This window comes from Polyangiaceae bacterium (assembly GCA_015075635.1).
In the GTDB taxonomy this organism is placed as follows: Bacteria; Myxococcota_A; Polyangia; order Polyangiales; family Polyangiaceae; genus JADJKB01.
Map to the genome: position 1 here is coordinate 2477990 of JABTUA010000001.1, position 21728 is coordinate 2499717.

Sequence of the window (21728 nt, forward strand, 5' to 3'; positions counted from 1 at the left end):
ATCAGGGGTGCACGAACATGATCGTGCCCTTCAAGGGCAGGAGCACGCCGTGCCAACCGACCGGCACCTGCGGCTCGGTCCAGTGGAAGATGCGCCGCGCATCCTCGGGAGCCAGGTTGATGCAGCCGTGGCTCTTCGGCACACCAAAGCGATCGTGCCAGTACGCGCCGTGCAAGGCGTAGCCTTCCTTGTCGAAGTACTGCACGTAGGGCACGTCGCGCAGCTCGAACTCCTCCCCCACTTCGTCCGAGGACATGGTGGCGGTGACGTGTTTGGTGTGGATACGAAAGATGCCGCGCTTGGTCGCGGTGGTGTGCTTCGGATCCTCGAGCCCGGCCTCGCCGCTCGAGATCAGCGTGGCGTAGACGGGTTTCTCACCTTCGTACAGCACGACCGTCTGCTTGGTCAGGTTCACGTCCATCCACTTTTCGCCGCTCTTTCCCCAGGCCGGCATGCGTTTGGCCGGGTCCAGGCGCGAAGCGTCCTTGTCGCTGAGCCACTTGCCCTCGCTGGTCTCGTAGTGGAGCCGCCCCTTGAAGAACTGCTGCTTGCCGCTGAGCTTCACGGCGCCGCGGTAGGGCGCGTTGCCGGCGTCGATGAGCTTGTTCGCCGATTTCTGCCAGAGCCAGAGCTTCGCGTCGGGCCGGCGCACGATCGCGAACGGGAAGTCGATCTGCTTCGGAATCTCGAAGCCGTGAAAGTCGGAGCCGCGAATCGGGCGCAGCCGATCGGTGGGCATCACCTTCAGGTCCGTCGTCACCCCGTAGCGACGGCCCTCGTGGAGGAAGGTCTGAAAGAACGAGTAACCCACCTTCGCCCGCATGCGTTCGGTCACCAGGTTCTTGCCCGTGCTGACGACCTCCGCGGCCTCGTCGTCGTCGGTCTGCATGGTCGGGATCTGCGCCCCCGCCTGCAGAAAGGCGGGGAGCGGATCGCTGCGCTTGTCCGCCCACGCCTGCGCCGGTGGGACCAGCTCCCCCACGCCCCCGAGCCAAACCTCCTGGGCGTAGCCGGCGCCGATCTCACCCTCGGCGTCCAACCACTTCTGCATGCGGTCGGCGAGATCGGGCTCCGCGCGGCCGAGCTCCTCGGCGCTCGGCAGGTGGCCGTAGATGGGTCCGGGCTTGCGCACGGTGCCGTAGATGTAGGGCAGCTTGCGCGTCGGATCCGGCGGGTGCTCGCGCGTCGCCTTCACCACCGGGTCGTTCGCGTCCAGCGTCGCGCGCTTGCCGACGCACACGTAGCCGTCCGGCTCGACCGCGTACCAGCCGCCCTTGCAGCCCTCGTGACCCGCAGGCTTGTCGGTCGTGGGCGACGACGAGCCGACCCGCAGGTACCCGAGGCGTGGGGAACGAAACGAAGGCCGCTCGTGGATCCAGGCCCGGAGCGCGCGGGCGTGGACCCGAGGCCTGCCTGCCTCGACCGCAGTCGCGGGCAGCGGCTGGCTCTCGCCGCTCAGCGTGACGGCGGGCGGCACCCGCGGCCGGGCCGGACGCTCCTTCGGCGCCGGCGCCGCAGAGCTCGCCGAATCGGCGTCCTGAGCTGGTTGGGCGCTCGACAGGGTCGGCGCCTCGCTCTTGGAGCAGGCCCCGAGAACGGTCAGCCCGAGCAAGCTCAGCCAGCGGCGGGTCATCGGCCCCTGAAATGGCACGAACCCGGGCGGACCCGCCAGAAAGCGGCATGGATTGCAGCCGCGAATCCGTGAATTTCAACTGTGAAATGCCAATTGGGAGCAGGACGGCGCAAGTGGCTGATTCGTGGTCACTGCCAGATGGCCCGGGACTTGCTGTGTCCTGGAGCAGCGGCAGCCTGTGGCGTCCCCCCCCCTCCGCCCTGGCTGCCGCTGATCTTTTTGTCGCCCGGGGGTATCGCGGCGGCTAGAACGCCCGACCGGATGCAGCTCCGGTACGCGAGCCCCGCGCGCCTCGAGTTCCGCAAGCGCGGCAGCTGGGGCGCGCCCGTGATCACGGCCATCCTGCTGGGTCTCTTCGCGCTCACGCCCCTACTCGCGCCGGGGCCCGTCACCAGCTCGCGTGCCGCGTTCGCGCTGCTGCTCGGGCTCGTGGCCCTCGCGCTCGTCCTGCTCGCCCGGCCTCGCGAGCGCAACGTTCGCATCGCGCTCGACGCCGGTGTGATCGAGGCCGCCGACCAGAGCTTCCCCTTGGCCCGCGCGCGCGCCATCGCCCTCACCTCCGGCGGGTCCACGCTCGAGGCGGCACCGTTCGCTCGTTATCGCGCCGAGCTCGTCATCGACGGCGGCGAGCGGCTGGTCGTGCTCGAGAGCGCAGACCCAGCGCGCGTGCTCCGCGACCTCGGCCGCACGCTCGGTTACCTGCCGCTGCCGGTGACGCCCGGCTGGGGCCTCGGCGTCGGCGCGGAGCCCTGGCGCAGGCACCCGCCCCCCGCGCGGCGCGAGCTCGGTGCTCCCATCGAGGAGCGCGGTCGCCCCGGCGAGAGCGAGCTCGGTGCCGGCCTGTGCGTGCTCGGCGGCGCAGTCGTGGTCGGCACGGTGATGGCGCTCTTGCACAACGCGCGCTTCCAGCGCGGCGAGGCATCGGCGTGGCTGAGCTACCTGCTCTCGGCCCTCTTGCTCGGCTTCATCGTTCTGCTCGGCTGCTTCATGGTCAGCGACCGAGTGAGCGCGCGCCTCCAAGGAGCCGAGCTCGTGATCGAGCGCCGCGCCCTCGGGATCGTCTGGTCGCGCCTCTGCGTGCCCGCACCGCGCCTCGGCGCGGTGCACGCGGTGGGCCTGGTGCCCGGCGAGCCCCGCCACCTGCTCGTCGAGGCGGGCGACGAGCTCTTCTCGATTGCCTTCGTCGGTGAAGGCGCGACGCGCCTGGCGGCTCGGATCGCGAGCTGGACCGCGGCGGCTACTCCCCGACCCTGAGCGTGCCGGGCACGCAGCTCTTCTCGATGGTCGTGGGATTGCCCCGCGGCGGCAGGATGTCGAGCTTGATGCTCTCGCCCGCCCGGCAGCTGATCTCGCCGACGTAGGGAGTGTTTCCCACCTTCGTCCCATTCACTCTGAGCTCGGAGCGATCCGCTCCTAGGGTGACCACCAGCGGCAACCTCAGCGTGGTGCCGGACTTGACCACCGAGCCGGCGGGGCGCGGCGGCGGCGCCGCGCTCGCGGACGCGGCCGGCGGCGGCGGGGGCCGGGCGGGCGGTGCGCCTTCGTCCAGGGTGGGTGCGCGCTCACGCACCGCGAACAGCACCCCGGCGGTGCCGAACCGCGCGCCGACCAGCGCCAGCATGCCGGCGGCGACGAGCTGAGCGACGCCGCTGGCGCGGATCACGGCAGCTCGGATCATCCCGCCACCCTCAGCACCTCGAGCAGCGAGGTCTCGCCGCGCTGGGCTCTCGACAGGCCGTCGCGCAGGAGCGGCGTCATGCCCTCCGACACGGCGAGCTGGTGCAGCTCGTTCGTCGGCACGCGCGCGTTGATGGCGCGCCGGACCGGCTCGTTCAAGATGAGCAGCTCCGCGATCGGCAGGCGCCCGGTGAAGCCCTGCCCCTCGCAGAAGTCGCAGCCGACGTGCTCGAAGTACTGACCGGCGGGCAGCACGATGCCGGCCTGCGCGAAGCGGTCGGTGATCATGGCATCGGGCTTGGCCTCGCGCCGGCAGGCCGTGCAGAGCGTGCGGACGAGCCGCTGCGACAGGCAGCCCACCGTCGCGCTCGCCAGGATGAAGGGCTCGATGCCCATCTCGACCAGGCGCGCGAACACGCCCGCGGCGCTCTGGCCGTGCACCGTGGTCAAGATCAGGTGCCCGGTCAGGCCGGCTTGCATCGCGATCTCCGCGGTCTCCTTGTCGCGGATCTCGCCGACCATCAGCACGTTGGGATCCTGGCGCAGCACGCTGCGCAGGGTCCCGGCGAAGGTCATGCCCGCCTTCGGGTGCATCTGCGTCTGGGTTGCGAACGGCAGCTCGAGCTCGATGGGATCTTCGAGCGTGACCATGGTGGTGGTCCGGCCGCGGTTCAGGGAGATCTGCTTGAGTGCCGCGTACAGCGTGGTGGTCTTGCCGCTGCCCACCGGACCGGTGACGAAGAGCAGCCCTTGGGGGCGATTGACTACGTCTACCAGGCCGTCCCGCACTTCCTGAGAGAACGTGAGCGACTCCACGTCGGGCACGGCGCGGCTGCCGCGCACCAGCCGGAGCACCACGCGCTCGCCGCCCTCGGTCGGCAGCGTCGAGACGCGCGCCTCGATGCTGCCACCGTCCAGCGCCATCACCAGGCGCCCGTCTTGTGGCGAGTTCTTCACGTAAGTGTCGAGGCGTGCCAGGACCTTCACCCGGGTGACCAGCGGCGCCTGCACCATCGGGTCGAGCATCGCGACCTCGTGCAGCGTGCCGTGTACCCGGTAGGTCAGCTTGAGTGCGTCGGGCGTCGGCGAGACGTGGATGTCGCTGGCACTGACCTTCACGGCGCCTCGCACCAGCTCGGTGAAGGCGGCGACCACGTCCGGAGCCTGAGAGGTGCAGTCCGCGATGCGCCGCCGCACCTCGGCGATGGCCTCCTGGACGTTGCCGGTCGAGAGCCCGTCGTAGTCGGCCCGCACGCGCACGCGCCGGATGCCGAGCAGCACCTCCGCGAGCCCCAGGCAGAGCGCGATGGCACTCGCCAGCGCCGTGACCCGGATGAGCCAGGCCCAGCCTCCCGTGCCGAACGCGGCCCAGAACTGCCGGACGATCTCGCGCCAGGCGTCGCCGGCGCCGACGCTCGCCCCGATCGCCGCCGCGCCGGAGAGCGCTCCGATCAGCGCGATTCCGAGCAGGCCGCGGACGGTGGCGGACATGAGAGCGGCGCCATCATGGCACGGCGCGGGACTGGGCAGAAGCTGGCCTCCGGGCCGGTCACCCCAGGCAGCCCGCGAGAATCACGAGACAATCGCGGTTGTGCTGGCCGAACACCGCCAGCGCCGCTCAAATGGCCGTCCATCGAAGGCGAGCTCGGCTCGTCGAACAGGAGAACACGATGAACGCCCTTTCGAGGCTGGCACTGGTTTCCCTCTGTGCGCTCTCGCTCAGCGCGCCCGCTCTGGCCGAGAAGGGCGGGCCTCCGGGCGCCAAAGGCCCGGGCAAGGCGGCCGCCGAGGCGGTGCGGGAGAAGCGCGCGGAGCTCAAGGAGAAGATCGCGGAGAAGAAGGACGCCGCCGAGGACAAGAAGGACGAGGCCAAGGAGGAGGTCAAAGAGGCGAAGAAGGACCTCAAAGAAGCCTGGGCCAAGCTCCGCGAGACGCGCAAGGAGCGCCGGCAAGAACGCCGCGAAGAGATCAAGAAGAAGTGGGGAGATCTCCACCAGCACCCCGCCGTGAAGGCGGAGCTCAAGGTTCACGCCTGGCGCATGGCGCGCCTCAAGCGCATCCGCGCCGTGGCAGACGCCGAAGGAAAGAAGGACATCGTGGCTCGGGCCGACAAGCTGATCGAAAAAGAGAAAGAGCGGCATCAGAAGCACATGGACACCCTGAAGTCGAAGGGAGGTGCTGAATGACCCGCACGCTCCTGGCTCTGATGCTGGCTTGCCTCTGCGTGCCCGCCTGCGAGAAGAAGGAGACGCCGGCCGCCTCCACCGCGACGCCGGCGGCCACCACCGCCGCCCCGACCGCCGCCTCGGCCCGGGTCGGCGACGACGGCGAGGGGTTGCCCACCGAGGAAGACTTCGAGGACGAGGCCGAGCAGAAGATCAGCGCTCAGAACGCCGAGGAAGAGCTCGACAAGCTGGAGAAAGAAATCTCCGAGTAGGTTGGCGCGGCGGCGGACTCGGGTTCTGCCCTGTCGCGGCCCACGTTTGCTGGCGCGCCCTGCTCTCTCCGAGGGTTCTCGTCGAGACGCGCTCAGGAAGCGCTAGGCGAGAGCTCCCACCTGACGGCGGGAGTGAGCCGGCCTCGCCGGTATTCCCGTGGGTTTTGGCCTCATTGGCAGCTCGCGATCTGCCCTGCCAAGACAGCGAAAGTCTAGTCTGCTAGGAGCCGCGAATCCCCGTGCGCTCCTCCTCCGCCCTCCTGCTCGCATTTTCGGCACTGGCCTGCTCGAAGAGCGAGCCTCCCGCCCCCGCGGCGCCCAGCGCGCCGCCCGCCGCGCCCAGCGCGTCGGTCGCCGTCCCCGCGCCGAGCGCTGCGCCGGCGGCGCCCGCGGACGAACGCCCGCTCAACGTGCTGTTCCTGACCGTGGACAGCCTGCGCGCGGACATGCCCTGGACCGGCTACGAGCGGAAGATCGCCCCGAACCTGACCAAGCTGGCCGAAGAGAGCGTGGTCTACACCGAGGCCTACTCGCCCTCGAGCTACACCGCCCAGAGCGTCGCGACCTACCTGACGGGCCGCTACGCCGCGACGCTGTACCGCGCCGGCTGGTTCTTCGCGAGCTACTCCAAGAGCAACACGTTCTTCCCGGAGGTGCTCCAGGACAAAGGGATCCGCACCCTGGCCTGGCACGCGCACATGTACTTCGGGCGCGGCAAGGGCTTGGATCAAGGCTTCGACGTCTGGGAGCTCGTGCCCGGGATCACCTTCAACCCGAACACCGACGAGCACATCACGAGCGAGAAGATGACGAAGCTCGCGATGGACATCCTGGGTAAGCCCGAGAACACCGGGAAGCGGTTCTTCGCGTGGGCGCACTACATGGACCCCCACGACGAATACAAGAAGCACCCCGACGGTCCCGACTTCGGCAACAAGAACCGCGACCGCTACGACTCGGAGGTCTTCCACACCGACCGCTGGCTGGGCACGCTGTTCGAGTGGTGCGAGAAGCAGCCGTGGTGGAAGGACACGGCGCTGATCATCTCCGCGGACCACGGCGAGGCGTTCGGGGAGAACAACGTGTGGAAGCACGCCTTCGACGTCTGGCAGGTGCTCGTCCGCGTCCCGCTCATCGTCAAGCTGCCGGGAGGCAAGCCGCGACGCATCGACGCCCGGCGCTCGCTGGTGGACATCGCGCCCACCATCATGGAGCTCCTGGGCGAGAAGCCGCTGGAGCAGTTCCAGGGCAAGAGCCTGGTCCCGGAGCTCCGGGGCAAAGAGGCGGAAAATCGCGAGCCGATCGCCGTCGAGCTGGCGGAAGACAGCCACAACCCGCCGCGCCGCGCGGTGATCTCGGGCGACTACAAGTTGACGGTCTGGGGCAGAGGCTCGAAGTACCTGCTCTTCAACCTGAAGGACGACCCGGGCGAGCTGAAGGAGCTCGGCAAGTCCGAGCCCGAGAAGCTGGCGGAGATGAAGAAGGTGTTCGAGGACAGATTCGGCAAGATCGGCTTCGTCGAGCCCTACGGCGGCATGAAGCTGAAGGAGGGCGGCAGCGCCAAGGGGCCGACCGGCCCCGTGGAGAAGAAGCCGTGAGGCGCGCTTGGCTCGCGCTCCTGGCCGCCGCCTGCGCGGGCGCGCCGCCCCCGACCGAGCCGTCCACCCCCGCCCCGCTCCCGGCGACCGCGAGCGCCAGCCCGAGCGCGAGCGCTCCCGTCGAGCCCCCGCCGAGCAACGAGCCGACCGCCGCTCCCGCCGCCAAGAAGCCCGCGGGACCGTACAACGTGGTGCTGCTGCTCGTCGACAGCCTGCGCGCCGACATGCCCTGGGCAGGTTACCCGCGGGACATCGCGCCGAACCTGACGGCGCTCGAGAAGACCTGCGCGAGCTACACCCGGGGCTACTCCACCTCGAGCTACACGGCCAAGAGCGTCGCCACGGCGCTCTCCGGCAAGTACCCGAGCATGCTCAAGCGCAGCGGTTACTTCTTCACCAAATACTCCGAGAGCAACCTGTTCTTCCCGGAGCTGTTGCAGAAGGCCGGCGTCCACACCATGAGCACGCACGGCCACATGTACATGCGAAGAGGGCACAGCGGCATGGACCAGGGCTTCGCCGACTGGCGCATCGTCGAGGGCCTGTCGTTCGACGCGCAGACGGACAACCACGTCACCAGCCACAAGATGACGCCGCTCGCCATCTCGCAGCTCGAGGCGATGCCGAAGGACAAACCCTTCTTCATGTACCTGCATTACATGGACCCGCACGACGTCTACCACCAGCACAAGGACTCGCCGGTGTTCGGCAAGAAGGTGCGGGACAAGTACGACTCCGAGGTGTTCTACACCGACCTCTGGCTGGGCAAGCTCTTCGACTTCATGAAGAAGCAGCCCTGGTGGGACAAGACCGTGCTGATCGTCAGCGCGGACCACGGCGAGGCCTTCGGCGAGCACAAGATGTACCGGCACGCCTTCGAGCTCTGGGAGATGCTGGTGCGCGTGCCGCTGATGTTCTGCGGGCCGGGCATCTCTGCGCGGCGCATCGACGCGCCTCGCTCGAGCATCGACTTCGCCCCCACCATCTTGGAGCTCATGGGAGTGAAGGAGAGCCACGATTTCGTCGGCGAGTCGCTGGTGCCGGAGCTCGGCGGGGCGACGCCGAAGGAGCGCCCGGTGCTCCTGGATCTGCCCGCCGACAGCAACAACCCCGAGCGGCGGGCGCTGATCAGCGGCGACTACAAGCTCTTGGTGTTCGGCAACGACTGGCGCTTCGACCTGTACGATCTGAAGAACGACCCGAACGAGACCAAGGACCTCGCCAAGTCCCAGCCCGAGAAGCTCGCCGAGATGAAGGCGCTCTACCAGAAGGTCTGGGGCGCGCTGCCCAGGGTGAAGCCCTACGGCGGCAACAAGCTCGAGGGCGGCGGCGTGGCCAACGGCCCGGCGAACTGACGCGGGTCACTCGGGTTCCACCCGGTGTTCCAAGGCAGCTCTTGCCCGACCAGCGGGCCGGTGCGATCCTCCCGGCCATGGCGGCGCAGTGGCTGAGGCTCGGGCTCGGGGCTCTGATCGCGACGGGGGTGGCGTGCTCCGCCACGAGCAACGAAGACGGCAGCGGAGGCTCGGGCAACGCCGGCGGCGCGGGCACGGGCGGCGGCTCCGGCGGGGTGAGCCTGGGCGGCGCGGCGGGCGGCGGAAACGCTGCGGGCAACGGCGGGAGCGCGGGCGGCGGTGGCACGAGCGGCGACGCCGGCTCGAGCAAGGAAAACTGCACCGACGGCCAGGACAACGACGGCAACGGCCTGGTGGACGAGGGCTGCAACTGCGGCAAGGACGCCGTGCAGGACTGCTGGAGCGGCCCGCCGGAGCGACGCAACAAAGGCGCCTGCAAGGACGGCAAGCAGGCTTGCCAGCTGTTCGGCGAGTTCTACTCCTGGGGCCAGTGCGTCGGCGAGGTGCTGCCCTCGCCCGAGATCGCCGGCAACTCGATCGACGAGGACTGCGACGGCGACTCCGGCGGTCCCTGTGTGCCGACGGCGACTTACGAGGACTGCTGGAGCGGCAAGGACGACGAGTGCGACGGCCTGGTGGACTGCGCCGATCCGGACTGCGCGAGCGTCTGCACGTGCAGCGCGGAGAAGTGCGACGACGGCCAGGACAACGACTGCGACGGCCAGGTGGACTGCAAGGACGCGGACTGTGTGAGCGCCACCGCCTGCAAGCAGGTGCCCAATTGCACACCACAATTCCCGTTCTTCGTCGAGATCCTGTGCGGGGACAACGTCGACAACGACTGCGACGGCAAGATCGACTGCGACGATCCGGACTGCAAGCGCCCGGGCGACTGCGGCTGCGCACCGGTGGAGACGGCCTGCAGCGACGGCAAGGACGAGGACTGCGACAAGAGCACCGACTGCGCGGACAAGGACTGCCAGAAGTGCACGCCCGGCAGCGAGCGCTGGTGCGACGACCCGCAGTATTGCCACTGGGGCAAGCAGAAGTGCGGCAGCGACGGCAAGTGGGGCCAGTGCATCGAGACCCAGACCCCGCCTCCGGGCTGCACCGGCTCGCTGTACAGCGCCGACTGCTGCGTGAAGGCCAACCAGTGCTGCCAGAACTACCCGAAGGACGATCTGTCGATCGGCAACTGCAGTAACATCGTCACGTGCAAGTGAGCCGGTGGTCGCGTATGCCCGCGGCGCTCCTCGCCGCGGCGTGCGCGCTCGGCTGCTCCCGCGGCGAGTCAGGCGAGCGCGGCAGACCCAGGGTGGAGCTCGGGGCGCGTTCGCTGCCGAGCCCGGCAGCGGCGGACGTGGGCGAGCGCTGCACCGACGTGGCGGACACCCGCGTCTGCTGGGTGGACGGGGCGCTGCGCCGCGTGGAGCGGCCGCTGCCCAACCTTCCGACCCAGCGCGGTTTCCGCTGCTCCGGCAGCGGCGCCGCGCGCGTCTGCGAAGACCGGCGCCACGCCTCCGACGCCTTCGAGTGCCGGGGCGACCTGTGCACGCAGCGCCACCCTCGCCTGCCCGACGACGGCGAGTGGGAGTGCGCCGATCTCGACGGCGCGCTCGTCTGTCGCGGCTGGGCGGAGGCCGCCGGTGTGGTGGCCGGCAAGCCCGATCCGGGCTGGTTCTGCGGCCCGCGCCAGGGCCACCCGGGCGAGCGCATCTGCGTGGACCTCGCGCCGGAGCGCCCGGCGGGTGAGCCCTGGAGCTGCAAGTTCCAGTTCGAAGCGGAGCTTCCGGCTCGGGCGTGCGCTCGCGGCGGCCCGGGACCGCTCGGGCGCGCCTGCGGCGCCGGCTGCCCGTTCGGGAGCGCCTGCGTGCTCGACCGCTGTCTGCCCCTCGAGCCGAAGCCCGGTTGCTGGATTGACAAGGACTGCGACGAAGGCGCGAAGTGCGCCCACGGCAGCTGCCGGGAGCTGCCGCGTTGAAGCGCGCGCTCGTCGCCGCGGCCCTCTCTGCTTGCTCGAGCGGGCCCTCGCAGAGTGAGCGCGCGCCGCCGAGCGTGCACCTGGTCGTCCGCGCCAAGGCCGGCTCGGGGCTGAGCCTCGCCGGCAGTCAGATCGAGCCCACCACGAGCTTGCTCGGTCTGCGGACCAGCGCCGATCAGCTCGAGCTCGACGTGCGGGTCGGCAGCCCGTCCGTGACCGTCACGACGCCGAGCACCTGTCCCGCCGAGGTGGACCTCGGCGACGCGGGCGCCGGGGAGACGCGCAGCGTGACGCTCCAGCCCTGGCTCTCGATCGCCGGCGGTGATCTGACCCAGATCGGCTTCGACGCGCCCTTCACCGTCACGCTGACGCCCGGCTGTCGCGACGCGCTCGCGAGCAAGGTCGAGTGGTCGCAGACAGCAGGTGAGCCCGTCGACCTCCAGGTCGAGCAGAACGGCTTCGTCGTGCGCGGGCGCACGCGCCCGCTCGCGGCGCCGACCCCCTGGGGCATCGTGCCGCTGTCGCCGCGCACGCGGGGCGAGGTCGAGCTCACGGCCAAGTCCGGCAAACACAGCTTGAAGGTGCGTGTCTCCGCCGCCGCGCGGGCCTCGGGCTTGCCGAGCCTCGCGCTCTCGCAGCGGGTGTTGCTGGGCGGAAGCGGCTGGCGCGTGCGGGAGCGGGCCAAGGACGGCAAGGCCGAGATCCAGCCCGCCGGCAGCCTGCAATCGTTCCAGCCCGACGCCCGCGGGCGCTGGGTGCTGGAGGACCGCGAGAAGCGCGAGCTGTCCCTGGTGGTCGGGACCCACTCCGACACGCTCCTCGACTGCGGCCGTAGCGACTGCCACGCGCAGGCCACCGCGGGGGTGAAGAGCTCGCGCATGACCCACGTCTTCGAGCGCGGGCTGCGCGGACAGCTGATGCGCTACGACGCGAGCTGCGCCCTGCCCTGTCACACCGCTGGGGAGCCCGGGCTGCCGGACGGCGGCTTCACCCAAGTCCTGGGTGAGCTCGGCCACAGCGGGCACTTCGAGCTGAAGCCCGAGGCGTGGAACGAGCTGCCGCGGGCGCTCCGCCGGCTGGGCGGCGTGACCTGCACCGCCTGTCACGGTCCAGGGGCCATCCCGGAGCCGGCCGCACGTTGGGCCGTCCTGCGCACCGACGTGTGCGCGACCTGTCACGACGCGCCGCCCCGCTACGGTCACGTCGCTGCCTGGAATGCCACGCGCATGGCCCAGGCGGATCGCGACGAGCGCGCGCGCCGCGAGCCGGCCTGCCGCGGCTGCCACACCACCGCGGGCTTCCTCGACCGCATCGGCGCGCGCAAGGACACCGGACCCACGACGCCGGACCTCGAGCTGGGCATCGGCTGCGCTGCCTGTCACGCGCCCCACGCAGAGAAGCAGGACCGAGCCCTGCTCCGCGTGCTGCCCGCCCTGAAGCTGCCGGACAAGGCCAAGCCGAGCCGCATCTGCGTCGAGTGCCACAGCGGGCCGGACGCCTCTGCGGCGACGCTGCTCTACGACCACGACTCACCTGGCGCCCACGCGGACGTACCCAAGGGCTGCGTTGGTTGTCACTCTGGCAAAGCAGCCAGCCTGGAGGCGCGCGGCAGGAACCACAGCTTCCGGAGCAACCCCGCCCGCTGCACGCAGGGCTGCCACGCCGAGGGCGTGCCCGCGGCAGAAACACGGCTGCGCGAACGCGCGCTCGCGGCGCTCCGCGCTCTGGGCGGGCGGGTAGACCCGAAGCGCCCGCTCCACGCCGGCACGCTGCCTAAACCGAGCGATCCGAAGCGGCGCGAAGCGCTGGAGAGCGTGCGCCTGGTCCTCGCCGATCCCGCCGCCGCGATCCACGACGCGAAGCGCACGCGGGCGCTCTTGGAGCGGGCCGAGGCGCTGCTCGGGCTCCAGCGCTGACTCAGTTACACGTTCCGTCCGGCTTCTTCACGCGCACGTGGAAGTGGGCCACGTGGCCGTCCACGTAGCGCATGAACTGGCTCTTCCAGGGCGTGTAGTTGGTCTTCTGCGCGAAGTAGGCGTTGACCTCGGCGTGCACGGCGGTGTCGTTGTTCAAGATGCCGCAGGCCACGCCGGTGTCGACGAACAGCTTGGCCAGCGCAATCTTCGGCTTCTTGTCGGCGCAGGTGATGTCCGTGGCGCAGCCGGCGACGATGTCCACGTGCGTTCCGTCGTCGTGGGTCGCGTGGTTGACCGTGCTGCAGGAGCCCTCGTTCATGTCCATCACCTTCAGCGGCGAGAGCGACGGATAGAGCGGTTTCCAGTGGGTGGCCACGGTGTAGATCACGTCGATCAGGAGCTTCGTCCCGCGGGAACAGTCCGCGGCCTTGTGGGTGTAGAGCCCGGGCGGTACCGAGTCCGGCAGGAGGTAGTAGCCGCCGGCGCTCTTGTCGTTGGGATCGAAGTTCGGTGGAGTGAGCAACGTGCCCCGCGCCGGAGGCGCGCAGTCCACGTTGGTGGTGAGCGTGTACTTCGCATCGGCCGGCAGCGGCGCCGCGAACCCAGAGTCGATGACGGCCGAGTCGGTCACGAACACGCTCACCGCCGTGTCCTGCTTCGCGGTCAGCGTGACCTCGGTCGGGCCCGTGGCCACGACCAACGGGTCGTTCCCCGACGCGGCGTTCTGCCCGTCGAAGAGCGTCGTGCCGCCGGCGGTGTTCACGATCAGCTCCGGGCTCCAGGAGCCGCCGGTGGCGGTGAGCGTGAGCCCCACCGCCGTCGCGGCCGGCAAGATCAGCGCGTACTCGTGGACGTTGTACTTCCCGCTGCTGAAGTCCTCGTTCACCGTCGCCGAGCCGCAGACGCTGGAGAGCGCTGGCGCGTCCCAGCACTGACCCGTGGCGCAGGGCGCGAGCTGCGTCGGCGGCGGCCCGGCGTCGGCTCCAGCAGCGCCGGCGGCGCCACCGGCTCCTGCGGCTCCGCCGCCGTCCGGCCACGAAGCATCGGGGAAGACGCCCCCCGCGCCCCCGCTGCTGGTCGGACTGCCGGTCGGGTCGTCATCGCTCCCGCCGCAAGCGACGGCGGCGAGCAGGCCGAGCACGCAGAGCTTCCGCACCATCCAGTAGACTACCACCCCGTCGCCGAGCGGGGCGCGCTGATCTACGCTTCGGCCATGTCCGAGAGCCTGCAAGACCGCTACGCGCCCCAGAACCGCTGCTTCGGCTGCGGCCCCGCCAACGACAAGGGCCTGCGCATCAAGAGCCGCGTCGAGGGTGACGAAGTGGTCGCCGACTTCACCCCCGAGGAGCACCACCAGGCCTTCGGCGGCATCCTGAACGGCGGCATCGCCGGCGCCCTGCTCGACTGTCACAGCAACTGGGCGGCGGCCTACGCCTTGATGCTCGCCAAGGGCATGGACACCCCGCCCTGCACGGTGACGGCGGAGTTCCACGTCAAGCTACGCGCCCCGACCCCGCTCGCGCCGCTGCGCGTCTTTGCCAAGACCACCAGCGTGGAAGGGGACAAGGCGGTGGTGGAGGCGCGCCTCGAGGCCGGCGGCAAGGTCACCGCCACCTGCCGCGGGGTGTTCGTCGCCGTCAAGGAAGGTCACCCGGCGTATCACCGGTGGTGATCTTCAGTTCGCCTTCACCACCGAGCCCAGATCCTGCTCCACCTGCTCCGCCACGCTCGCGATCACCTCGGCGTGCCAGCGCGTGTGCTCGGTCTTGACCAGGAATTTCGGCTTGCCGCCCTCTCCGGGCACTTTGTAGAGCTCGAGGAAGCCGAGCTTGCGCCCGCCTTTGCCGAACAGCTCGACCTTCACGATGCTCGAGTCGGGGCCGAGCCCGCTCGGGCTCTCGACGAAGGTGACGATGCGCAGGCGGTCGAGCTTGCTCATCCAGTTGCCGGCGGTCTCGTCCAGCGACATCGGCGTGGCCGCGTCGGCCCAGCCGTCCTTCTTGTCCTCGACCCGGACCACCTCGCGCGAGAGCGTGCCGCGCTCGATCTTGGCGCTCTTGAGCTCGTCGGCCTCGTAGCCGTGCAAGTTGCGCTCGACCAGCCGGGACTCGGCGAAGAGCACGCTCTGCGCCACGCTGCCGCCGATGGCGAACATCTCGCCACCGTCCACCTTCACGTAGCGATCGCCGCCGCCGGGGGTCGCGCCGCCGAAGGTCAGGGTGCGCTCGCGCCCCGAGACGGTGACCTTGAGGGTGCCTTCGGGCTTGTCGAAGCCGAACTCCGCGGCGCGGGCGTCGTCCAGCTTGCCCAGGCGGCGCACCGCGAGCAGCGGCGCCAGGCTCTCGGCCAGCTTCTTGCCCTGCTCGACGCTGACGAACGTGGTCGTCTCGCGCTTCTTCTCGGCGGGCGGGCCGGCGTCCCCGGCGCTCGGGTCGGCGGCGTCGCCCGCTCCGGCGTCGCCGTGGGGGGACGGCGGCTTGACCTCGATGGTCTTGTCCACGTTGCCGACGTACCAGAGCCCGTGGGAGTCCTTGCGGCGTTCGAGCCGGACCGAGCGGTTCTCCGCCTCGAACACGATCTTCTCGACGGCGTCGGCGGAGCCGCCCCAGACCTCGACGTTGCCCTTCTGGGTGGTGGCCTCGGGATCCTTGCGGGTCCAGACGATCAGCGCCACGGCGGAGGCCACGCCGAGGGCCACCAGGTGACCGGAGAGCGCGCGCCAGGAGATCACGCCGCACCTGCCTTCTTCTTCGGCTTGCCGCGGCGCGAGAGCAACAGGCCGGCGCCGAGCACCAGCGCGGGCGCGCCGAAGATGGTCGCGTAGAACCAAGCCAGGTCCTTCTGCTTGGTGTGCTCGATGCGCACGTCTTCCTCGGTGTTCACCTCTCCGGCGAAGCTCTCCTCGCCGCCGAGCCAGCGCACCGCGTCGGCGAACAAGACCTGGTTGGCCACGACGTTCGCCAGCACCACGTCGGTGACGGCGTCCGCGTCGGCCAACACGAAGGCCCGCATCTCGTCGGCGTCGACCTTCTTCTTGTCGTCCTTCTTGTCCTTGTCGTCCTTCTTCTCGGGCTCCGGCGCCTTCTTCAGCGGCTCCGCGCTGCGCGGCCGGGTGACCGCCGCGGCCAGGTTGAAGGTGCCGGGCTTCTCGTCCTTGTCCGCGCGGTAGTTCCGGTTCTGGTCGGCGAAGGTGCCGACCACGGTCTTGAGCGCGAAGTCCACCTTCTCGGTGGCGCCGCTGGCGCGCTCCAGGCTGCCGGCGCCGAACACCGCCACCGCCGCCCGCGCGGAGTTGCGGCTCAAGGTCGAGACCGAGGCGTGGGACGAGAAGCGGTTGGTCACGAGCAACGTGCGATCGGAGTCGTTGTAGCGCCGGCGCACGTGCTGCTTCTCGTTGGCCAGCACCACGGGCGAAAACTCGATGCCGGCGATGCGCGCGAGGGCCGCGAGGCCGCTCGCCTGCGCGGGCAGCACCGGCTTCGACGCCTCCGGCGGCGCGGCGGAAGGCGCGGACCCAGCCGGCGCGGCGGAGGGCGTCGGCGCGGCGGAGGGCGCGGGCTTCGCCGGCGCGGCGGAGGGCGCGGGCGGAGGCGCGACCGACGCGGCCGGCTTGGCTGAAGGCGCCGCCGACGCGGCGGGCTCGGCGCTCCCGGCTGGCTCCGGCGTCTCCTCGCCGGGCTGCCCTTCGGGTCCGGCTTCGGCCCAGGACACGGCGTCCGGATCGAGGGCGATGAAGAGCTTGCCGCCGCGGCTGCCGTAGCGCTCGAGCGCGGCGAGCTCCTCCCGCGCGAAGGGCTCGGTGGGGCCGAGCACGAGCACCACGTCGGCGTCGTCGGGCACCTCGCTGCCGAGCCCCTGCGACAGGCCCAGATCCTTCACCAGGTAGTTCTGCTTCTGCAAGATGGTCCGCGCGATGCGCACGCTGCGCTGGCTGCTCTCGCCCTGCGAGGCGTCGTTCAGCTCGCCGTGGCCGACGGTCAGGTAGGCCACGCGTCGGGCGCGCACGATCTTCAAGAGCTTCTCCTGGAAGTCACGGTCCAGGGTCTTGAGCTTGGGGCGCGCGTTCTTCTCGTCGATGCCGATGGTGAGCGTCTCGGTGACGCTGCCCTTGGCGAGCACGATCACGCCGTCCTGCGTGGCCTTCAGATCCCGCGCGCGCTTCGGCACGAGCAGCCGATCCTGGATCTCGATCTTCAGGTTGGGCACGCCGCGCCCGAGATCGCCGAGGTAGCTCTCGACCTCGGTCTTGATCTCGCTCACCTGCGGGAAGAAGGCGACGACCTCCAGCGGCTCGCTCAGGCTCTCGGCGATCTTGCGGGTCGAGTCGCTGGGCCGCGAGGTCTTGAAGTACGAGTAGTCCACCCGGGTGCCGAGCTTGTCCGCCGAGTAGACGAAGAGCGCGCCGTACACCGCCGCCAGGACCAGGGTGAGGCCGCTGACCGCCGCCGCGCGCACCCGGCGCGCCTCGGGCCGCTCCGCGTGGCGCATGGGCAGGAGGGCCGCCTCGGCGAACAGCATGGGCAACAGGGCCACCAGCACCAGCGCCACCCAGAAGATGGTCAACACGCCGCGCACGCGCTCGCCGGTGTCCGGCTCGAGCGCCGCGAGGCCGAGCTTGTCCCAGCCGAAGTCGGTGGTCACGAAGTACACGCCGAGGGCGACCACGCCCAGCACGCTGAGGACGCCGAGCAGCTTCTCGATGTCGCGGCGCTCCCCGCCCACGCGGAACTGCGGCATGAAGCGCACCGCCGTGGCGCCGGAGAGCGCCCCGAGGCCCGCGAAGGTCGCGACCCAGCGCAGCGTCGGCATCGGCTCGAGCACGCGCTCGCCCAGGAAGACCAGGACGAAGCCCACCACGTAGGCCGGGACGACCCAGAGGGGCGCGGGCCGGCCGGGCGCCGCCGGGCGCTCCTCCGGGGCGGGCTCGGCGGGCGCGGTCGGCTCGCTCTTCGGCTGGGGCGGCTCCGAGCCGCGGGCGCTGTCCGGCGACGAGTCGCGCTCTTCGTCCTTCACCGCCATCGGCGCGCCTCCAGGGTCTTGGTCGCTGCGAGCAAGAAGAAGTAGGTGACCATCACGTAGTAGACGACGCCGTCCAGCTCCAGGATGCCGTTCATGAACGGGCGGAAGTTCTCGTGGTGGATGGCGAGGGACGAGAGCACGCGGTTGAGCGGCGGATCCACCGCCTTGGCCAGCGCCCAGAGCAGCACCAGCGGCGCCAGGATCAATGCGCCGAGCAGCGCCGCCACGACCTGCGACTTGGCCACCGCCGAGGCGAACAGGCCGATGGACAGCGACGCGGCGCCGAGCAGGAGCAGGCCCGCGTAGCCCACCAGGATGTGACCGGCGCTGACCTTGCCGTTCACGAAGATGAGCAGCGGCATGTACAGCGTGAACAGCGTCATCAAGGCCAGCACGCCGAACGCGGACACGAACTTGCCGAGGACGATCTCGCTGTCCTTGATCGGCGAGGTGTTGAGCAGGGTCAGCGTCCCGGTCTGGCGCTCCTCCGCCAGGAGGCGCATCGCCAGCACGATGCCGGCGATCATGGTGGTGCCGCTGGCGCCGTAGAAGAACTCGCTCAGCACCTGGGCAGAGACCAGCTTCTCGGTCAGGCCCTTCCAGTAGAAGTAGATGCCGTCGATGAGCAACGCACCGGCGATCACGATGGCGCCTAGGGGCGAACGCATGTACGCGGCGAGCTCGCGGCGAGCGATGAGCAGAGCCTGGCTCATGGCTGCTCCTCCGCCTTCGGCGCCGCGTCCTCGGCCTTCCGCCTCTTCTTGCGCTTCTTCTGCGCGGGTTCGTCCAGGCTCTTGGCGAGCTCCAGGAACACGCTCTCGAGCTCGCGCTCGCCTCGGGTCACCTCGAGCAGGCCGAAGCCACCGTTGACGATCGCCCGACTGAGCTCGTCGCGGGTGTCGCGGGCGAGCTGGACGCGGAAGGCCGCGAGCTCGCCACCTGGCGCCGAGCCGGCGTCCGCCGAGAGCTCGACGTGGGTCACCCCGGCCACCCCGGCGATGAGCTCGCCGGCCCGCGCATGGCCGTCCTTGCCGACGCGCAAGAGCAGCGACAGCCGCATGCCCGACAGGAGCGAATCGGAGAGCTGCTTCTCGGTGCCCGAAGCGACGATCTCGCCGTCGCGGATCACCAGGATGCGATCGCAGGTCTCGTGGATCTCGCTCAGGATGTGGCTGGAGACGACCACCGTGTGCTCGCCGCCCAGGCTCCGCACCAGATCGCGCATCTCGACGATCTGCACCGGATCGAGGCCGCTGATGGGCTCGTCGAGCACCACGAGCTCCGGCTTGTGGACGATGGCCTGCGCGATGCCCACGCGCTGCCGGTAGCCGTGCGAGAGCGCTCCGATGGGCCGGTCCCGCTCGGAGCCCGTCTCGGTGAGCTCGAGCGTCTCGTCCACGCGCCGCTCGACCTCGGCACCGGAGACGCCGCGCAGGCGCGCCGCGAAGCTCAGGTATTCCTCGACGGTCATCTCCGGGTAGACCGGCGGCGTATCCGGCAAATACCCGATGCGCTTGCGCACCTCGTGCGGCGACTCGACCACGTCGAGGCCGCCGACCCGGACGCTGCCGCTGGTCGGCAAGAGGTCGCAGGCCAGGATGCGCAGGGTGGTGGTCTTGCCGGCGCCGTTCAGCCCGAGCAGGCCGATGATCTCGCCCTTCTCGATGCTGGCCGAGAGCGGTCCCACCGCACGCCGGTCCCCGTAGTACTTGTAGAGCTCGCGGATCTCGATCACGGCAAACGACTGATCCTCCGAAAGGCCCGGTCTCAGGCGCCAGGCACCCCAGCGTCGAACCGGGGGCCCCGCGTTACCACAAGAGCCGCCCGCCCGGGACCCGGAAGGCGCCCGGACTATTCCCGGGCAGGCGATTTCCCGGGCTCCGGCTCGGCCAGCTCGAGCGGGAAGGTCTCGACGCTCCGCAGGTGCCGGAGCGCGTCCGGCCAGCGCTCCGGCAGGCGGCCGAAGTAGCGCATGGCTGCCGGCAGCGAGCCGAAGGTGCGCTCGACGGCGTCGAAGCGGCCCTGGATGTTGCTGCGGAGCGGCGGCGGTGTGCGCGGCTCTCGGCGGAACACCCGCACGTAGTCCAAGAGCCGAGCGTGGTAGTCGGGCTCCTCGACGATGGCCGCGATCGAGCTCGCGCGCGGGTGTGTGCCGGCCAGCATCGCTTCGAGCTGCCCCTCGAGCTCCGCGTGCCCGTCGTCGAACAGCATCAGGAGCTGGAGGTCGTAGACCGGGTTCGCGTGCACGACCTGCATCAGGTGCCCGATGATGGCGTCGCGCTCGCTGAAGACCCCGATGGGATCGCCGACGGCGGCCGGATCGTCCACGAAGCGCAGGACCTGGTGGAACGTGTAGTCGATGCCCTTCTCGGCGTAGTAGTCCGCCGCAGCAGGTGAGATCCAGAAGCGCAGCATGTCGATCGCGCCGGCGAAGAGCTGGGCGTCGCTCGGGATCCGGTCGATCAGGCCGAGCTCCTGCAAGCGCCCGAGCTTGCGGCGGTGGGCGCGCGTCCCATAACGCGCGAGCAGCCGGGCGACCCCGAGCGCCTTCGGCGGCCAGGCGCGCGCCGGACCGGCAGCCTTGGCGAGCAGCGCGAGCGGCGCTTCGGTCGTGCGGGCGGTGGACATGGCCGAGTCGGATTATGCTCCAACGGTGACCGTGACCGGAGACTCCGCGCGCACGCGCCACGAACCGAGGGCCGGCTCGACGCGCGTCGAGGCCCCGAGGCTCGCGGAATGGCTCCGGGAGACGGGCGCGGCCCTGGGCTTCTCGCGCCTCGGCGTGACCTCGGCGGAGCGCCTCGGAGAGGGAGCCGCGCGCCTCGAGAGCTGGCTCGACGCGGGCTACGGCGCGGGCCTCGACTACATGGCCCAGGGCGGCGATCGAGCCGACCCGCGCGCGCTGCTCCCGGTCGCGCGCTCGGTGATCGTGGCGGCCCTCACCTACCCCACCCCCGTCGCCCTGCGCCGCTCGAAGGGCGGAGAGCCGCTGCGCGGCGCGGTCGCGGCCTACGCCCGTGGGACCGACTATCACCTGGTGATGAAGGACAAGCTCCGCGCGCTCGCCGATGCACTCGCGGACGCAGCGGGTCGCGTCGTCCACGCCCGCATCGCCGTGGACAGCGCCCCCTTGCTCGAGCGCGAGCTCGCGGCGCGAGCCGGCCTCGGCTTCGTGGGCAAGAGCACGCTCTTGATCGTGCCCGGCCTGGGGACCAACGTGCTCCTGGGCGAGCTCGTCACCGATCTCGAGCTCGAGCCAGGCGCGGCCATCCTAGCGGGCTGCGGCAGCTGCACCGCGTGCCTCGAGGCCTGCCCGACCGGCGCCATCGTCGCGCCGTTCGTGGTCGATGCGCGGCGCTGCATCTCCTACCTGACCATCGAGCACCACGGCGTGATCCCGGTCGAGCTCCGCGCGGCCATCGGCACCCGCGTGTTCGGCTGCGACGACTGCCAGGCGGTGTGCCCGTTCGACGCCTCGGCGACGCCGGCGCCTCACGCCCCGGAGCTCGCCGGCCGCATTCCCGAGGCCGGCGTGGACTTGGTCGAGCTGCTCGGCGCGGGCAACGCGCGCTACCGCAAGCTGGTGCGTCGGACGGCGCTGCGCCGGGTGAGCCGCGACGTGCTCGCCCGCAACGCCGCCATCGCGCTCGGCAACGCCGGCGACCCGCGGGCCGTGCCCGCCCTCGCCCTGGCGCTCGGGTCCCATCCGAGCGCGCTCACGCGCGCTCACGCCGCCTGGGCCCTCGGACGCCTGGGCGGAGCCGAAGCCGAGGCCGCGCTCCGCGCGGCGCTCGAGGATCCGGAGCGCCTGGTGCGCGATGAAGCGGCTCTGGCCCTCGGCAGCCTTGACGGCTCGCGGGCCCGCGAATACCCGTGAGATCGATGGCATCGCGACGGCTGGCGTGGCTCGGGCTCGGCTTGGCGCTCTCGCTCTCGGCTCCGGCTCGGGCCGACGAGCCGCCGGATCCGCCGACGGTCGCGGCGAAGCCAGCTCAGAACAAGCCGTTCATGTCTCGGCCGATCGTGGTCGGCTTGCTCGCCGCGTTGTTCTTGATCGTGGCCGGCGCCGCCGGGGCGAACGACAAGCACGGCAAGAAGCCCGCCTGAACCAG

20 protein-coding genes are annotated in these 21728 nt (G+C 70.7%); 11 read left to right on the plus strand and 9 right to left on the minus strand.

Translation table 11 applies throughout. From position 1 onward, the window contains the following. Nucleotide 1: 1 nt before the first annotated feature. The gene (locus tag HS104_11125) at nucleotides 2–1633 is read right to left on the minus strand and encodes a L,D-transpeptidase (protein ID MBE7480520.1); all 1632 of its coding nucleotides are present in this window, start codon (nucleotides 1631–1633) and stop codon (nucleotides 2–4) included. Between the two features lie 261 nt (nucleotides 1634–1894). On the opposite strand from HS104_11125, the gene HS104_11130 reads away from it, so the two are divergent. Next, nucleotides 1895–2887, plus strand: a complete 993-nt coding sequence (locus HS104_11130) for a hypothetical protein (protein MBE7480521.1) — start codon at nucleotides 1895–1897, stop codon at nucleotides 2885–2887. Here HS104_11130 and HS104_11135 read toward each other — a convergent pair. Both HS104_11135 and HS104_11140 read right to left on the minus strand, forming a co-directional pair. Beyond that, the gene (locus HS104_11135) at nucleotides 2871–3311 is read right to left on the minus strand and encodes a hypothetical protein (protein MBE7480522.1); all 441 of its coding nucleotides are present in this window, start codon (nucleotides 3309–3311) and stop codon (nucleotides 2871–2873) included. The two genes, HS104_11130 and HS104_11135, sit on opposite strands and share 17 nt — an antisense overlap. Continuing rightward, on the minus strand, nucleotides 3308–4801 hold the full coding sequence (locus HS104_11140; GenBank protein ID MBE7480523.1) for a type II/IV secretion system protein: 1494 nt from the start codon (nucleotides 4799–4801) through the stop codon (nucleotides 3308–3310). Before HS104_11140 ends, HS104_11135 begins: the two co-directional genes overlap by 4 nt. A gap of 179 nt (nucleotides 4802–4980) precedes the next feature. Here HS104_11140 and HS104_11145 point away from each other — a divergent pair, with 179 nt between their 5' ends. The 7 genes from HS104_11145 (at nucleotide 4981) to HS104_11175 (ending at nucleotide 12597) form a co-directional block, all read left to right on the plus strand. After that, entirely contained in the window at nucleotides 4981–5496 is a 516-nt protein-coding gene (locus HS104_11145; protein MBE7480524.1) for a hypothetical protein, read from the plus strand. Then, nucleotides 5493–5747 carry a hypothetical protein gene (locus HS104_11150; GenBank protein ID MBE7480525.1) on the plus strand — a complete coding sequence of 85 codons (255 nt, stop codon included), beginning with the start codon at nucleotides 5493–5495 and terminating at the stop codon, nucleotides 5745–5747. Before HS104_11145 ends, HS104_11150 begins: the two co-directional genes overlap by 4 nt. 239 nt (nucleotides 5748–5986) lie before the next feature. Continuing rightward, nucleotides 5987–7345, plus strand: a complete 1359-nt coding sequence (locus tag HS104_11155) for a sulfatase (protein MBE7480526.1) — start codon at nucleotides 5987–5989, stop codon at nucleotides 7343–7345. Beyond that, a complete protein-coding gene (locus HS104_11160) occupies nucleotides 7342–8700 on the plus strand; it encodes a sulfatase (protein MBE7480527.1) in 1359 nt (452 codons plus the stop codon). Before HS104_11155 ends, HS104_11160 begins: the two co-directional genes overlap by 4 nt. A 77-nt stretch (nucleotides 8701–8777) precedes the next feature. Next, entirely contained in the window at nucleotides 8778–9923 is a 1146-nt protein-coding gene (locus HS104_11165) for a hypothetical protein (GenBank protein MBE7480528.1), read from the plus strand. Continuing rightward, nucleotides 9920–10681 (plus strand): hypothetical protein, encoded by a 762-nt coding sequence (locus HS104_11170; GenBank protein ID MBE7480529.1) that lies wholly within the window; start codon nucleotides 9920–9922, stop codon nucleotides 10679–10681. The genes HS104_11165 and HS104_11170 overlap by 4 nt, the downstream gene beginning before the upstream one ends. Then, the gene (locus tag HS104_11175; GenBank protein MBE7480530.1) at nucleotides 10678–12597 is read left to right on the plus strand and encodes a hypothetical protein; all 1920 of its coding nucleotides are present in this window, start codon (nucleotides 10678–10680) and stop codon (nucleotides 12595–12597) included. The genes HS104_11170 and HS104_11175 overlap by 4 nt, the downstream gene beginning before the upstream one ends. 1 nt (nucleotide 12598) lies before the next feature. Here the strand turns inward: HS104_11175 and HS104_11180 are convergent, their stop codons facing one another. Continuing rightward, a complete protein-coding gene (locus HS104_11180; GenBank protein MBE7480531.1) occupies nucleotides 12599–13756 on the minus strand; it encodes a hypothetical protein in 1158 nt (385 codons plus the stop codon). A gap of 54 nt (nucleotides 13757–13810) precedes the next feature. Between HS104_11180 and HS104_11185 the strand changes: the two genes are divergently transcribed. Continuing rightward, a complete protein-coding gene (locus HS104_11185; protein ID MBE7480532.1) occupies nucleotides 13811–14269 on the plus strand; it encodes a PaaI family thioesterase in 459 nt (152 codons plus the stop codon). Nucleotides 14270–14272: 3 nt separating this feature from the next. Here HS104_11185 and HS104_11190 read toward each other — a convergent pair whose 3' ends face one another. From HS104_11190 to HS104_11210, 5 genes are all read right to left on the minus strand, one after another. Further along, a complete protein-coding gene (locus tag HS104_11190) occupies nucleotides 14273–15328 on the minus strand; it encodes a DUF4340 domain-containing protein (GenBank protein ID MBE7480533.1) in 1056 nt (351 codons plus the stop codon). Beyond that, entirely contained in the window at nucleotides 15325–17616 is a 2292-nt protein-coding gene (locus tag HS104_11195; protein MBE7480534.1) for a Gldg family protein, read from the minus strand. Before HS104_11195 ends, HS104_11190 begins: the two co-directional genes overlap by 4 nt. Continuing rightward, nucleotides 17607–18329 (minus strand): ABC transporter permease subunit, encoded by a 723-nt coding sequence (locus tag HS104_11200; GenBank protein ID MBE7480535.1) that lies wholly within the window; start codon nucleotides 18327–18329, stop codon nucleotides 17607–17609. Before HS104_11200 ends, HS104_11195 begins: the two co-directional genes overlap by 10 nt. Next, nucleotides 18326–19351, minus strand: coding sequence for an ABC transporter ATP-binding protein (locus tag HS104_11205; GenBank protein MBE7480536.1), 1026 nt, complete (start codon nucleotides 19349–19351; stop codon nucleotides 18326–18328). The genes HS104_11200 and HS104_11205 overlap by 4 nt, the downstream gene beginning before the upstream one ends. 116 nt (nucleotides 19352–19467) lie before the next feature. After that, entirely contained in the window at nucleotides 19468–20244 is a 777-nt protein-coding gene (locus HS104_11210) for a hypothetical protein (protein MBE7480537.1), read from the minus strand. Nucleotides 20245–20269: 25 nt separating this feature from the next. Here HS104_11210 and queG point away from each other — a divergent pair, with 25 nt between their 5' ends. Both queG and HS104_11220 read left to right on the plus strand, forming a co-directional pair. Next, a complete protein-coding gene (gene queG / locus HS104_11215; protein MBE7480538.1) occupies nucleotides 20270–21493 on the plus strand; it encodes a tRNA epoxyqueuosine(34) reductase QueG in 1224 nt (407 codons plus the stop codon). Nucleotides 21494–21498: 5 nt separating this feature from the next. Beyond that, the gene (locus tag HS104_11220; GenBank protein MBE7480539.1) at nucleotides 21499–21723 is read left to right on the plus strand and encodes a hypothetical protein; all 225 of its coding nucleotides are present in this window, start codon (nucleotides 21499–21501) and stop codon (nucleotides 21721–21723) included. The last annotated feature ends 5 nt before the right edge of the window (nucleotides 21724–21728 follow it).

Coding starts and splice junctions, on each gene's coding strand:
- HS104_11200 (MBE7480535.1), bottom strand. CDS start 18,329: ATGAGCCAGGCTCTGCTCATCGCTCGCCGCGAGCTCGCCGCGTACATG.
- HS104_11135 (MBE7480522.1), bottom strand. CDS start 3,311: ATGATCCGAGCTGCCGTGATCCGCGCCAGCGGCGTCGCTCAGCTCGTC.
- HS104_11220 (MBE7480539.1), top strand. CDS start 21,499: ATGGCATCGCGACGGCTGGCGTGGCTCGGGCTCGGCTTGGCGCTCTCG.
- HS104_11195 (MBE7480534.1), bottom strand. CDS start 17,616: ATGGCGGTGAAGGACGAAGAGCGCGACTCGTCGCCGGACAGCGCCCGC.
- HS104_11125 (MBE7480520.1), bottom strand. CDS start 1,633: ATGACCCGCCGCTGGCTGAGCTTGCTCGGGCTGACCGTTCTCGGGGCC.
- HS104_11140 (MBE7480523.1), bottom strand. CDS start 4,801: ATGTCCGCCACCGTCCGCGGCCTGCTCGGAATCGCGCTGATCGGAGCG.
- HS104_11180 (MBE7480531.1), bottom strand. CDS start 13,756: ATGGTGCGGAAGCTCTGCGTGCTCGGCCTGCTCGCCGCCGTCGCTTGC.
- HS104_11150 (MBE7480525.1), top strand. CDS start 5,493: ATGACCCGCACGCTCCTGGCTCTGATGCTGGCTTGCCTCTGCGTGCCC.
- HS104_11145 (MBE7480524.1), top strand. CDS start 4,981: ATGAACGCCCTTTCGAGGCTGGCACTGGTTTCCCTCTGTGCGCTCTCG.
- HS104_11185 (MBE7480532.1), top strand. CDS start 13,811: ATGTCCGAGAGCCTGCAAGACCGCTACGCGCCCCAGAACCGCTGCTTC.
- HS104_11210 (MBE7480537.1), bottom strand. CDS start 20,244: ATGTCCACCGCCCGCACGACCGAAGCGCCGCTCGCGCTGCTCGCCAAG.
- HS104_11130 (MBE7480521.1), top strand. CDS start 1,895: ATGCAGCTCCGGTACGCGAGCCCCGCGCGCCTCGAGTTCCGCAAGCGC.
- HS104_11165 (MBE7480528.1), top strand. CDS start 8,778: ATGGCGGCGCAGTGGCTGAGGCTCGGGCTCGGGGCTCTGATCGCGACG.